This is a genomic window from Novosphingobium sp. (assembly GCF_049240505.1).
Classification (GTDB): Bacteria; Pseudomonadota; Alphaproteobacteria; order Sphingomonadales; family Sphingomonadaceae; genus Novosphingobium.
This window is the reverse complement of the sequence record NZ_JBMLSM010000172.1, coordinates 17,820-33,968: the sequence shown is the minus strand read 5'-3', so window position 1 is coordinate 33,968 and position 16,149 is coordinate 17,820. Positions and strand designations below refer to the sequence as shown.

Below are 16,149 nucleotides of genomic sequence, written 5' to 3'. Positions count from 1 at the left end.
CGCTTTCTTCCGGCCCTCGTTTCTATCCGAAACTATACCCGAACCCATCGCCCTCAACCGTGACATCAATCACCTTTACCTCTTCGCCGTTCATCTGCCGGTTGAGCAGTTCCATCGACAGATCGGGCAACATTGTGTTGGTCAGGATCGCATCGATCAGACGACCGCCGCTGGCCACCTCGTTGCAGCGTGACACGATCAGATCGACCACCTCCTGCCCATAGTTGAAGGCGATGCCGTGGCTGTCTGCAATGCGCTTCACGATGCGGTTCAACTGGATGCGAACGATGCCCTGAAGCATGGTGGGGCTGAGCGGGTAATAAGGCTCCACAATCAGGCGGCCCAGCAGGGCGGGCGGGAAGACCTTGAGCAGTTCAGGGCGCAGCGCGGTCGCCAGCGCGGCTGGTTCGGGCTTCATCTCCTCGTCCTCACTCATCGTGGTGATGAGGTCGGTGCCGACATTGCTGGTGAGCAGGATCAGCGTGTTCTTGAAGTCGATATAACGGCCCTCGGCATCATTCATGAAGCCCTTGTCGAAAACCTGGAAGAACATCTCGTGGACATCGGGGTGGGCCTTTTCCACCTCGTCAAGCAACACGACCGAATAGGGCCGCCTGCGAACCGCCTCGGTGAGAACCCCCCCCTGCCCGTAACCAACATAGCCTGCTGGCGCGCCCTTCAACGTCGAAACGGTATGCGCCTCCTGAAATTCGCTCATGTTGATCACGATCAGGCTGTCATCGCCCGAAAACAGCAGCTCCGACAACACCATCGCGGTTTCGGTTTTGCCCACACCCGATGGGCCGCAGAGCATGAACACGCCCACCGGCTTGTTGGGATTGTCCAGCTTGGCACGGCTGGTCTGGATGCGCTTCGCGATGGAATCCATCGCGTGATCCTGCCCGATCACCCGCTTCTTGAGCTGATCGGCAATGGTCAACACGCTTTCGATCTCATTCTTGACCATGCGCCCCATCGGGATACCGGTCCAGTCACCCACAACAGCGGCAATCGCATCCTGATCGACCACGCCGAAGACCATCGGCTCGTCGCCATGCGCTTCGCTCATCGCCGCCAGCGCAGCTTTCAACGCCTCTTTCAGCGCATCCTCACCCTCGACCGGCCCGTCGCCAGCAGCCTTGCGCGCTTCGGTCAGCGCATCGCGCGCGGCAACCACTCCGGTCAGAGCGTCCTTCTCGCGCTCCCACTTGGCGCTGATCTCTTCCACCGCGATGGTGGCTTCGGCCATCGCCTCATCCAGCTTGGGCAAACGTTCACCGCTTGTGTACTGGCCCCCTGCTTCGCGCAGCGCAATTTCGCGTTCCACTTCAAGCAGTTCCAACCGCCGTTTGCGATCTTCGACCTGCGCTGGGGTGGAATGCTGCGAAACCGCCACGCGCGCGCAGGCGGTATCCAGCAGGCTCACCGCCTTGTCCGGCAACTGCCGCGCCGGGACATAGCGCTGCGAAAGCTTGACCGCAGCCTCAACCGCCTCGTCCAGCACAACCACGTTGTGATGCTTCTCCATCATCGGCGCGACCGAACGGATCATGGCCACGGCCTTGTCCGTTTCCGGCTCGGCCACATCCACCGTCTGGAACCGCCGGGTCAGCGCCGGGTCTTTTTCGAAGTACTGGCGATACTCGGCATACGTCGTCGCCGCGATCGTCCGCAGGTTCCCACGCGCCAGTGCTGGCTTGAGCAGGTTGGCTGCATCGCCCGTGCCTGCTTGCCCACCAGCGCCAATCAACGTGTGCGCCTCGTCGATGAACAGGACAATAGGCACCGGGCTGGCTTCAACCTCATCGATTACCTGGCGCAGGCGCTTTTCGAATTCGCCTTTCATGCTGGCGCCAGCCTGCATCAGGCCGATGTCGAGGCTACGAAGAGTGACGCCCTGAAGCGAGGGCGGTACATCGCCATCGACGATGCGCTTGGCGAAGCCTTCGACGACGGCAGTCTTGCCCACGCCTGCTTCACCAACGAGGATCGGATTGTTCTGGCGGCGGCGCAGGAGGATGTCGACGCACTGGCGGATTTCGCTGTCACGCCCGACGATGCGGTCGATCTTGCCGTCACGCGCCTGCTGCGTCAGGTCGACCGAGAACTTGGCCAGCGCCTCGCCATCAGCAACCGGACCTGCGCCTGCCTCTCCGCCAGCGCTTGCGCCGCCAAGGTCCGCGCCCTGCGTGGTTTCGTGACTGGACGCGCAGGCTGCTTCAAATTCGCTGGCAAGACGTTCGACCTGCACCTTGCGGAATTCGGCGCTGATCGAAAACAGGGCGTTGCGCAGCGTTGCGGTCTTGAGCATCCCGTATAGCAAGTGCCCGGTGCGCACGCGCCCGGCGCCGAACTGCAACGAGGCATAGAGCCAACCCTTCTCGATCGCCTCTTCAATCTGCGGGGAAAAGTCGGAGATGGCGGTGGCGCCGCGCGGCAGCACATCAAGTGCAGCGACAACCTGCCGGGCAAGGCTTTCATCATCAAGACCGAAGGCAGTGCGGATCGCGGCAATATCGTTCTGGGGATCCTGCAACAGGACGTGAATCCAGTGAACCAGTTCGACATAAGGGTTGCCGCGCATCTTGCAGAAGCCGGTTGCGGTTTCGATCCCTTTGAGCGCGGTCTGGTTGAGCCGCCCGAACAGGGCGCTGCGGCTGATCTCGGTCATCCTGCCGGTTTCCTTCTTTTGAGGCTGGTCTTGCGTAAATGGGCGTCGGCTCGGATCGGGCCGGTGGATTGCGAAGGCTGGGCAGCTTCCGATCCAGTAGCAGAACCGGGCTTGCGGCGACGACGCGCGATGGCAGCGATGGCCGATCCACGGGGTTTGAGCCAACCCGACCACCCCAGCCGTGTCTTGCCATCAAGCCGCGCCGGCGGCGCATCGGCATCAGCCAGTTCAACGCACAAATCCCATTCGAGATGTGTGGGTTTGAAAGCCTCGATCGCTTCCGCCGCCACGGCAAAGCGCGTGCCGCCGGGCATCAGAGAGAGATAATCGGCGTGGTTCTGCGCGCGCACGATCACGCGGAACGCATCGGACGCGCTATAAATACGCCCGCCCAGCACCGCATCCTGTCCCAGCGTGGCATAGTTGCGACCAAGCCGGGTTCGATCCTCCCGTTCGAGATCCCGCCAGCGCGGCACGAATTCCACCACTTGCGCAGGCTGGCGTAGCAGATGACTAAGCGCATCCTCAATCGCCACAGCGCTGCGCGGCCCGGCAAAAACGCCAGCATAGTGGAGCCGCGCGCGGGCGTGGAAACGATTGTCCGGGCCGGCCCCCTCGCCCGCACCCGACAAGGCACCAAGCCAATCGGCAAAGCGATCGTCCGCCGGACGGTCTGCCTGCGCGGCAGGCTGCGATTCTGCCCATGCGCGATAGAACAGTTGCAGCATTCGCCCGGAAATCGTGTTCAGCCAGTCAACAAACGGCTGCTTCTGGGCATAGCGCCGCTCATAAGCGGCAAATTCGGTCAGGTGGATGGGCAGTGGTCCCATCGGACCCAACAAACCCAGCCATTCACCATAAAGGCGTGGCCTGCCGTGGCGAAACTCCAGCTTGGCAAGCGTATGCGGCGCAAAGGCGAGCGACGGTTCCTGCGCCAGATCGACGATGGACTGCTCCGGGCGGCGGGCCGCACCGATGCGTGGCTTGCCCGCGTCCTTCGCCTCTGCCCGGCGCAGCACGGCAAACAGCCCGCTACGCTGCAGTTCGGCGATTTCCGCCGACCAGTCGATCAGATCGTGTGTTTGCGTCCGATCCGGGGGGGCCATGACATTATCGTTCCTTCGCCCGGCGTGCGGACGATCGTTTCGGTGAAGCTGTTGACGGATGTGAAATCGGCCAGAAACCGTTCCACCACGGCGGAAAAGAGAAACAGGCGTGCGTTTTCGAACGAGGCATCATCGAGCGTCAGTGTCACACGACTGCCGCGTGCCACGGCCATCGCGCCGCGCCCCGGCACGCGCCGCACCACGGGGCGCGAACCGACAGTTACGATGCCGTCGATCTGCCGCCGCAGCGCCGCATTGTCGCGCGGACCATAAAGCGCGAGGTGATCGCGCAGCATTGACGGATCACTGCCATCTTCGGGCACGAGCGTGGCATAGTTGGGCGTAAGATGCGCAATGATCCGCCATGCCGCATCATCAAGCCCCAGCGGCGGACGCGGTTTGCTTGGGCTGCGCAGAACGCTGACGGAGCGCACCGGACCGCCGGGCGGGACAAAATGCTCTGTCCCTCGAAACGACAGTTTCGATGGCAGTTCCCGGTTGGTGACCAACGCACGGACGGCCAGTTCCTTGATATCGGCAATACGTTCAGGATTGCCTGCGGCGGTTAGCGATATCCACGTTTCAGTGCCGGTGTAATCATCGCGCCGCAACCGGCGCTGTTCGCGCGTGGACAGCCTGCGCAGCTTGAGCCGGGGGACAAAAAACAGCGCATCGCGCCAGTCATAAAGCAGCGCCCCCAGTGCATAGAGCGGCGCAACCGGGCGCGGTTCGGTGGATTCGCGCAAATGCGCCGTCACATCAAGCAGCCGCCAAACTTCGAAATCGAGCGGCCTTGTACGATCAGGCATGAGCAAAAATTCATGCCCTGCCGGATCAACCTGAACACGACCAAGCTGCTTTTCAAACAAGTTGATCGCGGGCGTAGCGAAAAGCCTGAAGTTTGCGGGCGACAGTGCACCCGCCAGCGCCGGGGCATTGCGATTGAACAGCAGCACCACATCCACTGCGCCACCATCCGCAGCGGCAAATCCCTTGTTCAGGCCGTTCAGGCTGGCAAAGAGGAAGCGTTCGGGGCACGCGAAATATTCGGTCAGCAGCCGATAACCCCGGAAAGAACGCTCCTCAGCCGGGAGCAGCGCCTCATCCTTGTCAAAGCCGATCTGCGCAGGCAGCGGCAACTGCACCGGTGCTGCCGATGCGGATTTGGCAGGTTTGGCCAGAACAGCCACGGTTTCGCCAATGATCTGGCGGTAGAGTTCGCCGGGGATCGTTTCCGACCCGTCAAGGTAGATGGGCAGATCGGTGATGCTAAGCTTTTCGAGCGGGATCGCCCCCACCCCTTCGAAGCGCAACCGCAGGCCCGCCTCTGCCCTGATGCCCGCACTGGCGGCAAAACTGGCAACGGCGGTGCGCGAACCGAGATATTCGACTTCGGAAATCCGCAAGGGGTAAAGTTTCACCGCATGACCCGTGCGGAACGTCACCGGGCTGGCTCCCGCCTCGTCGGTCATCGCGACAAGTTCGGTCTGGCGCGGCACTTCATAGCCTTCGGCCAGAAGCGGATCGCCATCCTTGGGATCAAACCCGGCGATACAGATCGATGGGACCGGTGCCAGATAGTGCGGTTGCACCGCAGAAAGCAGATGCTGGGTGAATTCGGGATATTGGTCCGAAATCTTCAGCTGCACGCGCGCCGAAAGATAGGCCACGCCTTCCAGCAGCCGCTCAACATAGGGGTCAGGGTCATTCGGCGTCTTGAGGCCGAGCCGGGAGGCCACAGTCTCGTGCTCTTCGCCAAACTCTCGCGCGGATTCGCGCAGATAGGTCAGTTCTTCGTTGTAGAAACGGAGCAGCCGCGGGTCCATGTGGCTATTCCCGCACCGTTACCGCTGACGAATCCGATTCCACATCAGTGCGCAACTTGATCGGTATGGCGCGCAGAGCCGAACGCACGTCAGCCTCAATCAGAAAGGTCAGCGAATTCTCACGCTCAACCTTGCCCGAAAGTTCGACATTGAGCGAAACTGGATCGATCCGCGGTTCGAACGCCTGTACCGCATCGCGGATTTCCCGCGCACGGCGCAGGATCGCGCGGCTGCTGAGCGACTTTCCCGCAAGGTCGGACACACCATAATTCAACACGCTGGTGCGGACCTGCGGATAATTGGTGAGATCGACGCTGGATTCGAGATTTGTGGTATTGAGCAGCCAGGCCAGTTCGCGCCTGACGGTTGCCCTGAGCGCGGTTTCGTTAAAGCGCTCTACCGCAGGCACCGACAAAAAGCGCAAGGCTTCGCGCCGTTCTTCGGCATTCTCGATTTCCTCACCGCGCATTCCGCCAATGTCGTTTCCGGCCACAAGCTTGTCAAAAAGCGTGGGATTGAGAACCGGTTGGGAAGGACTGCGCGCCATCAGGCGAAAGTGAGTTTGCGCAGATCGAGCAGTGCGGCATCGCCGCCGTCCGAAAAACTCCAAAGACGCTGGCCGAGGCCGGATTGAATCGCGGCATCGCCTTCCCCCGACTCCACCCAGTCGGTTTGGCGACCAAGTCGGACCACCGCAGCAGGCGCGGCTTCCGTTCCGGGATAGCGCGCGGGAAGGAAAGCCGCGATCGACTGGCCGGATTTCAGTGCGAGTTGGACAGGATACCACACGGTATCACGCAGATCCTGCGGTCCATCCGACGTGATCGAAACAACGGCATCAAACGGCACAAGGCCATAGCGCCCCGCTACGATTGCCTCAAACGTGGGGCCGAAACGCATGTCCGCATCGGCGATCCAATCGAAAGCCTGAGCGGGGACGCGCACACCTTCGAACGTGCCGGGCGTATCTGGTGCTTCGCTGAAAGCCGCGTCGCGTGCATCAGCTGCTTCAGTCATGCGGCCTTTTGCGCCCAGCGAAATCGCTTGCGCCACACCTTCGATCCATCCGCCCATGCCGACAAGCACCGGCATATCCGCCTTGCCCGCAAAGACATCAGCCCGGAGCAATTCGGCATCGATCGCCTGGTTATAGGTTGCAGCCAGCATCTGTGCGTTATCGGCAACCTGGGCAAGTGCCTGCAATTGCTTGCGAGCCTTATCCCATTCGCCGGTAACGCACAGCAACTGGAACAGGAACATTCGGGCCTTGTCATCTCCAGGCCGTGTGCGGACGATTTCAACCAGAGCAGCACGTGCTCCGTCCAAATCGCCCTCGCGCAGCAAGGTGTCCGGATCTGCCATTTTGACTGCCCCCAGTCCGTACAACTTGTGCCCGACACACGGTCAGGCGAAAAATCAGACCGCCTTGTTGGCCTTGAGATCCCAACCGAACTTGGCCACGCCACCGAGGCCGCCCTTTTCGGTCTGTTCCTTGTAGTCGAACTTGATCTCGGCAAAGTTCAGCGAGACCTGCTCCATCGGATTGCTGCCATCGCTGCCAGCGTTCGCGATGCTCGACACCAGAATGTTCTTCAGCGTGATGCGATAGTATTCTTCCTGCTTGCCGCCTGCCTTGCGCACGGTCAGCACGCCTTCAGCGATGTGATCGCCATTGGCGCAGGCCTGCATCAGCGAAGGGGTCGACAGGTCGCAACGCTTGGTGATGGACATGTCGTTGAACGACACCTTGCCCGCGCCGCCGCCGCCGCCAGTTGCCCAGTCACCGCCGTTCTGCAGACCCCACGAGAAGTTCTCGATGTCGATCTCACCCTTGTGCTTGTCGTCCTTCGACTCGCCTTTGATGTTGGTAAGCTTCAGAAAGATGTCAGCTGCCACGTTCCGTCTCCTATAAACTCGGTCAACAGGTTGCGAACCCGAACGACGTTCAGCCCGAAAGACTGATTGGCACTCAAAAACTCTAGGCCATGCAAGCCAGTGTCCTGCGATGGGTTGGGCGTTGTTCTTCTTGTCGCCCTCAATCAGATATACCCACCGCCTGACTCATCATGTGACCAAATGCACTAACCGCCCGAATTCGGCAGCTTCGAAACCATGCTCAACGACACGTCCATGCCTTCAAGCTGGTAGTGCGGAATGAACAGGAACTTGCCCTTGTAGTAACCGGGGTTCGATTCATCAGGCACGACCTCGATCCGGGCATCCTTTAGCGGCAGACGCGCCTTCGTCTCTTCGGTCGAACTGTCGGGCTGGCCATCGATGTAGTTCGAAATCCAGCGCTGCAGATCCTGTTCGATCTGCCGTTCGGTGCGTGTGCCACCAATCCAGTCGCGCACCATGCACTTGAGATAGTGGGCAAAACGGCAGCTTGAGAAGATGTAGGGCAGACGTGCCGAAAGGTTTGCCGAAGCGGTGGCCGCCGGATCATCATAAACGGCTGGATTGTTGAGCGTCTGCGCACCGATGAAGGTTGCCTGATCGGTACCTTTGCGGTGAACCAGCGCCATCAGACCAGCCTTGGAAAGCTCTGCTTCGCGACGGTCGGAGATGGCGATTTCGGTCGGGCAGGTCATGTCCACGCCGCCATCGTCGGTCGGGAACGTTGCCACGGGCAGACCTTCGATCGTGCCGCCACTTTCAACACCGCGAATACGGCTGCACCAGCCCCAGGTGCTGAATGCATCGGTGATACGCGTGCCCATCGCATAGGCCGCGTTGACCCACAGGTACTTGTCGTGATCGCCGCTCGTATCTTCTTCGAAGGCGAACTCCTCAACCGGATCAGACTTTGCGCCATAAGTCGGGCGGCCAAGGAAACGCGGCATCGCAAGGCACATGTAGCGGCTGTCCGGGCTGTCACGGAAGGTGCGCCATGCGGCATAGTCGGTCGCTTCGAATAGCTTGGACAGATCGCGCGGGTTGGACAGTTCGGTCCAGCTCTGCATACCCATCAGACCCGGCGCGGCACCGGCAATGAACGGCGCGTGTGCCGCAGCACCGATCTTGGCCAGCCCCTTCATCACTTCAAGATCGGGGCCGGAATGATCGAAAGCGTAATCGCAGACGAACGAACCGAAGGGCTGGCCACCCAACTGGCCGAATTCGGCTTCGTAGACCTTCTTGAACAGCGGGCTCTGATCCCACGCAGCATCGCGATACTGGCGGAACATCTTGCGGCATTCGTCCTTGCCGATGTTCAGCACCCGAATCTTGAGATCCTTGCCCGTCGAGGTGTTCATCACCTGATAGTGCAGGCCGCGCCACGCGCTTTCGAGGCTCTGGAAATCGGCGTGGTGGATGATCTCGTTGACCTGTTCTGTCAGCTTGCGATCCAGCGCGGCGCGCAGCGCGTCCATCGTGCTGAACACATCGTCGCCAATGATCGAAACGTCAGCCAAGGCCTGCTGCGCCAGCGTGGACACCGCCTGTTCGATGCGGTTCGCGCGGGCATCATCGCTGGGCTTGAACTCCTTGCGAAGCAGTGCTGCGAAATCGTCGGGAGCGAACTCCGTCTCGGTTGCCGCTGCTCCGCCCTGTACCTGTTCCGTCGCCATCTCAAGCCATCCTGTCTGCCTGCCACGACACTGCCGTGGTCGGAAATTTCATCAACCGTCCGCTTCCCGCGATCAGCCTTCGCCGCCTGCACTCGGCTCCTTGCCCGCCGCCGACATCGCCTTCATCAGCGTGGGGTCCTTGAGCAACTGGTCGAGCAGATCCTGCGCGCCGTCCTTGCCGTCCATGTAGAGCATGAGATCGTTGAGCTGTTCGCGCGCTTCGAGCAGTTGCGCCAGCGCGGGCACCGACTTGGCGATGGCACCGGGCGAGAAGTCCTCCATCGTCTTGAACGTCAGGTCCACGGCCAGCTTGCCTTCGCCGGTCAGCGTGTTGTCCACATTGAAGGCTGCGCGCGGCGCGATGGCAGCCATGCGCTGATCGAAGTTGTCCATATCGAATTCAAGGAAGTCGCGATCATTGAGCGACTTCTTCTCGACCAGGCTTTTGCCCGAAAGATCGGACATGATGCCCATGACGAACGGCAGTTCAACCTTCTGCTTCGAGCCGAAGGTTTCAACCTCATACTCGATGTGAACACGAGGCGCCCTGTTTTCCTTGATAAACCGCTGACCACTCTTCGCCATTTACGCCTCCATCGCCGGTCCGGTCACCCTCTCGGCACGTTGTCTACCGTATTCCTGCACCCTCTTGCGCCGTCCGGTAAGTGCCGAAAATCACCATTCCGAAGACGCCTGCGTTTCACCCCAAGATCCAGCTTCCGCCACCGCTTCTGCCGCAGCAGGTGCCGCGCTGCGCCGGGAATGCAGAACCCGCGCCGCTTCATCGACTCCACCGGGCGCAAGGTCCTGCAGCACGGTCATGAAATCAAGGCCCGTCCATTCGCGCGCGCGTTGCAACAACAGCGGGACCGGACTACCCGGCTCCATCGCGGTGTAATAAGCGCAGATCGCATCAAGCGCGCGCACCACGTCATCACGATTGCGGATGCTGCCGGAAAACGCCGGACCGGATGACATAACTGCCGCCGGAGCAGTGCCTGAAGAACTGCTGCTGCCCCAATCGTCAGCATCGTCTGCGGTGCCTGTATCCGCCACTTCAACGGGCGCCTGTCCGGGCAACACCGCCGACAGCGCATTGCGATAGCGATCAAGCTTTTCGTAAGTCGGCTTGAAGTTGGTGGCTGTGTCGCCTTCGGCATTGATGGTCAGCACGCCATCGATCCGGCGGAAAGCGTTACGCAGCGCATCGAACCGATCGACCAGCCCGGCAATGGCCTCGGCATCGGTCGCCTCGATCGTCGCACGGAACGGTCCATAACCGTCAGCCGATGCGCCCTGATCGGCGAAGCGTTCGATATCCTCACCGGTAAAGCGCCCAAAACGCGGATGCTCGATCAGCGGGACGCGGGAAAGCGGAGCGAGGAAATCACTGATGCGGGTAAGCGATTCGCAAGGCGCCTTGCGCCCGATGAAACCATATTCATCGAGTTGCGGGTGCAGATCGGCCCAACGTTCCTCAAGCAAACCCGCCAGCCATTCGGCAGCTTCACCCAGCAGATCGAAGCGGCGGGCAAAAGTGGCCGCGCGGATGAGGTAAACCGGCAGCCAGATATCGCGCGTCTGCGCACCCTGCGCAATGATCTGGTCGATGACCTTGCGCCAATCGATGTCCGACTCACCGCCGTCTTCACTGACAGGCCGCTCGAACGCGCTTTCGATCTCCATGCGAAGATCGTCGTAGGACAAGTCGGGGCCTGATGGCACCTCTTCGGAGAGAGGCGCGATCAGGGCCGCGATATCAAGAGTCATTCGGTTCAGCCCCCGCCAACCGCTTGTGGTCAGTCGATCTTCACGATCTCGACGCGGCGGTTTGCGGCAGCCTTGGCGTTCAATCCAGCTACCGGCTTGTCAAAGCCATAGCCTTCGGGCTGGAGACGCGAACGTTCAACGCCGTTTTCAACGAGAAACTGCACCAGCGCCTCTGCACGGCGCTTCGACAGATCGATGTTGTATTCACGCCCGCCAACCGAATCGGTGTGGCCGCCGACGATGAAGCGCTTCGAAGCTGCCGACGGAGCCTTGAGCGCGCTGGCCAGCATCTGGGCCTGTGCGCGGCTGCCCGGAGCGATTGCCGCCGAACCCGAGGCGAAGTTGATCGAAAGCGTGGAGCGACCAGCCTGCGACTGTGCAACGGGTGCCGCAATCCGCGGCTTGGGCGCTGCAACCGCAACGGTACGCGGCTTTGGCGCGGAATATCCCGGTGCTGGCGGCACGACCTTTTTCTTTGCGCCCTGCGGGATATCAAAGCGCAGCGCGCGCTTTTCGCCCTGATCGCGGGTTGCGAGTTCCTGATTGAAAGCGTCGCAATCGCTGGTCAGTTCGCAAACGATCTGCGCGTCCGACTTTTCTGCGACAGGTCCGGCCTGAGCCGTAGCGATGGTCGGGATCGTGATGAGAAGACCCGATGCAATCATCTTGAATACCATAGCGCACCTCTTTCCGCGGACCTGATGCCCGCCCCGGCAATGCCGGTCATTGTTCTCGCGACGCCTGTGGTTAATATTTTCCGATATTCTTACAGGTCATCAACCAACGCCGCAAACGATTCCTGCTTTGCTGTTCACTACTGCTGTGCCAACTGGGCTATCAGTGCCGCTTCGGGACAATCTGGCCGCCAATCGTTTCATCAGATCATGAACGTGCTGCTCTCCGCTTATCCGGCGGAATAGGTGCTTCATAACAGGGTGCCGTTCTGGTAGCGGTGACGACAGTCACAGACGAAGTGGCAAAGAAAAAGCACACGGGTTGCATCGGTTCGGCATGATTGCCGGGACTTCCTGCAAGGGGAACTGATTTGGCTGACAGCCCGATGCGGCAGACCGCCCTGGCCCTGCGGCTTGGAAACGGCTCCGAACAACTCAAACTCGTGCGCCTCGATGCTTTCGAGGCGTTGAGCCAGCATTTCTCGATCACGCTCGAAGTGCTTTCGCTTGATGAGATCGAACTGCTGCCCAACCTTGGCAAGCCCGCTTCGATCGAAAGCAAGCTGGATGGCCAGCTGCTGCGCTATTTCCACGGCATCGTGGTGGACGCGGAATATGTCGAGGAAATCAACGGCGCGGGCTTCGTCTATCGGCTGGTTCTGGCCCCGGCGGGGCAGTTGCACGATCAGGGCAGCAACTTCCGAATTTTCCAGAACAAACCCGTAATCGAGATCATCAAATCGGTGCTCGGGGAATGCGGCATGGCGTTCGAGGTCAAAGCATCGGGCGGGACGCGGCAGCTTGCCTATTGCGTGCAATATGGCGAAAGCGATTTCGATTTCGTCTCGCGCCTGATGGAAGAAGAAGGCCTCTACTACTTCTACCAGCACAGTGCTTCGGCCCACACGATGACGATCTGCGACAAGCCGGGCTGCCACGTGCCGATGCCGGTGGGGCCGATGACGTACAACCCCCTGTCTGATTCCGCCGCAATGGTCGATTCGACGAGTCGTGGAGGCACCACGGGCCTGTTCGTGCAATCGTGGCACGAACGCGCATCGACCGGCGGCGAAGCGCGCGTGACCATGCGCGACTATGACTTCAAGGAACCGACTCGCGCACGGCAAGCTGAAGCAACCGACAAATGCGCCCATCCGCTTGATGAGATCGAAGTCTACAACTGGCCTGGCCGTTATTATCAGGAGTCAGCGGGGCAAACGCTCAGCACCGTGGTGCTGGAAAGCCGCCGGGCGCAGCGTTTGCGTTACGAAGGGACCAGCACCTTTGCCGGTATCGAGACGGGATACCATCTCCAGTTGAAAGGCCACACGATAGGGCGGTTCAACCGCAAATACTTGATCGTGCGTTGCCGCACGACGCTCGCGAACGAACAGTACCGGTCGGGCGGCGCGGCAAGCCAGACGTTTGTGGAATTCACCACGATCCCGCACGACGTAAACTTTCGCGCGCCGATCACCACCCCCCGTCCCACGGCCCGCGGCCCCGAAACTGCTGTGGTGACCGGCCCCAAAGGCGAGGAAATCCACGTCGACGAATTCGGGCGGATCAAGGTCCAGTTTTTCTGGGACCGCGAGGGCAAGCTGGACGACAAGTCAAGCTGCTGGATCCGCGTTTCGCAAACGGGGGGGCTGGGCAACATCATCATCCCGCGCATCGGACATGAAGTGCTGGTCGATTTTATCAACGGCAACCCCGATCGCCCGATCATCGTCGGCCGCGTGTTCAACGCCAGCCACATGCCGGTTTACAAGCTGCCCGACAACAAGACCCGCGCGCTCTGGCGCACCAAGACCTACAAGCGCACCACGGGCGATGCGCTGTCCGAAGCGGAAGATCTGGATACCAAAGCCCCCGGTGCCAACGAGCTTCGCTTTGAAGATGCGACGGGCAAGGAGGAAGTCTTCCTCCACGCCGAACGCGACATGAACACTCGCGTGCGCCACAACGAAACGCACAAGGTGGGCCGCGATGTGGAGATCAGCGTCGGCAAGAACCGCAAGGAGCGGGTCGGCAAGAACGAGGAAATCCTGATCGAGGGCAACCGCAAGGAAGAAGTCAAAGGCACCGAAACGATCACCGTCCACAAGGATCGCAAGGTTGAGATCAAGTCCAACGATACGCTGGACGTGACCAAGAAGATAACGATCAAGGCTGGAGATTCCATCGATATCAGCGCGGCCAACAAGATCACACTGTCGGTTGGTGGCAGCACGATCACGCTTGACCCGACCTCGATCAAGATTTCGACGACCACACTCAAGATGGAAGGCATGGCGACAGCCAAGCTGGGGTCAGCCATGACTACGGTCGAGGCTTCGGGCATTCTGACCGCCAAGGGCGGACTGGTGAAGATCAACTGATGGGCGACTGGAAGCTATCCACCTGGACCGATGCCGCGCAGCTTGCAGCCAGTGTGAACCCTCGCGAGGTGCCGGAAGCAGCGCGGGGGATCGCCCCGTCAGACTGGTTCACCGGCCTGCGCGAAGCAGGTAAGGCATCCTACGCGGTGAATTTCCTTGCCCATGCCATGCCCCGCTATGAATGTGTGGTCTGGGCAGTGCGCGCCCTGATCGAACTGGGCGTTGATCGCGCGGACCCGGCGATAGTTGCGGCGCTGCGTTGGATCGATAATCCTTCGGACAACCTGCGCCGCGCCGCTTCCGATCTTGGCGAAACGCTGGACGACGAAACGCCGCAAGCGCTGCTGTGCAAGGCGATATTCCTGTCCGGCGGATCGATTTCCGAAGAAGACCTGCCTGCCATCCAGCCTCCGCCTGATATCTGCGCGAAACTCGCCGCCGCCGCAGTGCTGACGGCGGCCTTTATCGGCAAGGATCCGTCGGGGGCCATCACGGCAAGCCTGCAAATCGGGGAAAGCGTTCTTGCGGGATCCTGATTGCGCGGCAACACTGCGGTGCATGATGACATTTCGAACCTGAGAAGCTAGTTCATCCGCGTGCCTTTGACTCTTACCATCCGCAATGCCGAACGGCTGGACAACGGTTCACCGCTTTCGCTGGTGCTCGACCGCCGTGGCGCGCTCATCGGGCGAGCTGCTACATCGGACTGGTGCCTGCCCGATCCATCGCTGCACGTTTCTTCGCGCCATTGCGAAGTACGCTTTTCAGGCGGTGGATACGAACTGATTGATCACAGCACCAACGGGACCTTCGTGCACGGGCAACAGGCCCGCCTTGCTGGCCCTCACGCCATTTCCCAAGGCGACGTTTTTCACGTCGGTCCGTTCGAGATTGTTGCCGCGCTGGACGATGCTTCGGCCGCCCTCGCGGCTGAGCGCAACAGCGATCCAACCCCCGCAAACTGGAAGGGCTGGACGTCCGATGCCGGTGGAGCCGCTCCGGCGGCACAAGCGTCAAGTTGGGACGCACGACCGGTTGGCTCGGCAATTTCCGGCACTGGCCCGATGTCGCAAAGCTGGGCAGCACCGCCAACCGCAGCGTCTACCCCCGCTTCTGGCGGTTGGGGAGCACCACCACCTGCGGCGCCGCCACCGGTTACAACGCCTTCCGAACCACCGTCTGCAGGTTGGGGCGCGGTTGCATCCCCTGCCCCGCCACCCGTTTCGGGCTGGGGCTCACCAACGCCTGTTGCCGACACCACCGGTCCTTCAACATGGGGCACGCCCGCGCAAGAACCGCTCAAACCGGCGTCTGACTGGTCAAGCCCGATTGCCGCACCACCACCTCCCGCCGCTGATGATATCTGGGGCAAATTCGCACAATCCAATGTGGTCGATTGGGCGCGGGGCGGCTTTGGCGCTGCATCACCTCCGGTCACACGTGCCTTCGCGCCACCACCGCCACCCGCACCGCCTCAAACAGCGGCGCCTCCACCCCACGCACCTGCTCCTGTAGCAGCGGTTCCGCCTGCTCCACCGCCTGTAGCGGCGCAAGGCGCTGGTCTGGGAACGCTGGCACAGTCCGCCGGTGTGAACGCCGACCGTTTGCAAGCAGGCGAAGCGCAGACGCTGGGGATGGCTGGAAACCTCTTGCGCCGCCTTGTGGCAGGCATGGTGGTCATGTTGGAGGCGCGCGCGCGAGCGAAAAGCCAGCTTGGTGCGCAAGGAACCAGTCTGGAATTTGACGGCAACAATCCGCTCAAATTCGCACGCACACCAGAACAGGCGCTCGAACAGCTTCTGAACAGCCCTCAGCGCGGCTTCATGGACAGCGAACGCGCCGTAGAGGATGCGTTCAAGGATCTTCAGGCGCACCAGATGGCGACGTTGAAGGCCATGCAGGGCGCACTGCGGTCTACGCTAGATCGGTTCAGTCCCCGCGCGATCCGTGCCCGGGCCGAACAGGGCGGCATACTGTCCCGCATCCTGCCCGGCGCACGCGAAGCCGCACTTTGGGCCGCCTATGAACGCGAATTCAGCGGCGTGGCACAAGGATCTGACGAGGCGTTCATGGAAATGTTCGCCAAGGAATTCCGTCGCGCTTACGAGGAAATCGCACGCCAGCGCTGAACGCGGCCCAAAGGCCGCGC

The 16,149-nt window shown here is 61.1% G+C and carries 13 protein-coding genes; 3 read left to right on the top strand and 10 right to left on the bottom strand.

Annotation, left to right across the window (positions count from 1 at the left end; translation table 11 throughout):
• Positions 1–22: 22 nt before the first annotated feature.
• The 10 genes from tssH to ACOVQ0_RS13675 all read right to left on the bottom strand — a co-directional run bounded on the left by tssH (position 23) and on the right by ACOVQ0_RS13675 (position 11,622).
• The gene (tssH, locus tag ACOVQ0_RS13720) at positions 23–2,671 is read right to left on the bottom strand and encodes a type VI secretion system ATPase TssH (protein ID WP_421885403.1); all 2,649 of its coding nucleotides are present in this window, start codon (positions 2,669–2,671) and stop codon (positions 23–25) included.
• Entirely contained in the window at positions 2,668–3,777 is a 1,110-nt protein-coding gene (gene tssG, locus ACOVQ0_RS13715; protein ID WP_421885400.1) for a type VI secretion system baseplate subunit TssG, read from the bottom strand. Before tssG ends, tssH begins: the two co-directional genes overlap by 4 nt.
• Positions 3,741–5,603: a type VI secretion system baseplate subunit TssF gene (tssF, locus tag ACOVQ0_RS13710; protein ID WP_421885397.1), complete on the bottom strand. Its 1,863-nt coding sequence runs from the start codon at positions 5,601–5,603 to the stop codon at positions 3,741–3,743. Before tssF ends, tssG begins: the two co-directional genes overlap by 37 nt.
• 4 nt (positions 5,604–5,607) lie before the next feature.
• Positions 5,608–6,150 carry a type VI secretion system baseplate subunit TssE gene (gene tssE / locus ACOVQ0_RS13705; protein WP_421885394.1) on the bottom strand — a complete coding sequence of 181 codons (543 nt, stop codon included), beginning with the start codon at positions 6,148–6,150 and terminating at the stop codon, positions 5,608–5,610.
• Positions 6,150–6,965: a type VI secretion system accessory protein TagJ gene (locus ACOVQ0_RS13700; protein WP_421885391.1), complete on the bottom strand. Its 816-nt coding sequence runs from the start codon at positions 6,963–6,965 to the stop codon at positions 6,150–6,152. The genes tssE and ACOVQ0_RS13700 overlap by 1 nt, the downstream gene beginning before the upstream one ends.
• A gap of 54 nt (positions 6,966–7,019) precedes the next feature.
• Complete coding sequence (locus tag ACOVQ0_RS13695) at positions 7,020–7,499, bottom strand: Hcp family type VI secretion system effector (RefSeq protein WP_421885388.1); 480 nt, start codon at positions 7,497–7,499, stop codon at positions 7,020–7,022.
• A 185-nt stretch (positions 7,500–7,684) separates the two neighbouring features.
• Positions 7,685–9,175 carry a type VI secretion system contractile sheath large subunit gene (gene tssC / locus ACOVQ0_RS13690; RefSeq protein ID WP_421885385.1) on the bottom strand — a complete coding sequence of 497 codons (1,491 nt, stop codon included), beginning with the start codon at positions 9,173–9,175 and terminating at the stop codon, positions 7,685–7,687.
• 72 nt (positions 9,176–9,247) lie between these two features.
• Positions 9,248–9,760, bottom strand: a complete 513-nt coding sequence (gene tssB, locus ACOVQ0_RS13685; RefSeq protein ID WP_421885382.1) for a type VI secretion system contractile sheath small subunit — start codon at positions 9,758–9,760, stop codon at positions 9,248–9,250.
• 90 nt (positions 9,761–9,850) lie between these two features.
• Complete coding sequence (locus ACOVQ0_RS13680; RefSeq protein ID WP_421885379.1) at positions 9,851–10,945, bottom strand: ImpA family type VI secretion system protein; 1,095 nt, start codon at positions 10,943–10,945, stop codon at positions 9,851–9,853.
• A gap of 29 nt (positions 10,946–10,974) precedes the next feature.
• Positions 10,975–11,622 (bottom strand): OmpA family protein, encoded by a 648-nt coding sequence (locus ACOVQ0_RS13675; protein WP_421885377.1) that lies wholly within the window; start codon positions 11,620–11,622, stop codon positions 10,975–10,977.
• Between the two features lie 383 nt (positions 11,623–12,005).
• On the opposite strand from ACOVQ0_RS13675, the gene ACOVQ0_RS13670 reads away from it, so the two are divergent.
• The 3 genes from ACOVQ0_RS13670 to tagH are packed head-to-tail and all read left to right on the top strand — an operon-like array spanning position 12,006 to position 16,129.
• The gene (locus ACOVQ0_RS13670) at positions 12,006–14,000 is read left to right on the top strand and encodes a type VI secretion system Vgr family protein (RefSeq protein ID WP_421885375.1); all 1,995 of its coding nucleotides are present in this window, start codon (positions 12,006–12,008) and stop codon (positions 13,998–14,000) included.
• Positions 14,000–14,536 carry a DUF6931 family protein gene (locus tag ACOVQ0_RS13665; RefSeq protein ID WP_421885373.1) on the top strand — a complete coding sequence of 179 codons (537 nt, stop codon included), beginning with the start codon at positions 14,000–14,002 and terminating at the stop codon, positions 14,534–14,536. The genes ACOVQ0_RS13670 and ACOVQ0_RS13665 overlap by 1 nt, the downstream gene beginning before the upstream one ends.
• A 60-nt stretch (positions 14,537–14,596) precedes the next feature.
• The gene (gene tagH / locus ACOVQ0_RS13660) at positions 14,597–16,129 is read left to right on the top strand and encodes a type VI secretion system-associated FHA domain protein TagH (RefSeq protein ID WP_421885370.1); all 1,533 of its coding nucleotides are present in this window, start codon (positions 14,597–14,599) and stop codon (positions 16,127–16,129) included.
• Positions 16,130–16,149 lie beyond the last annotated feature (20 nt).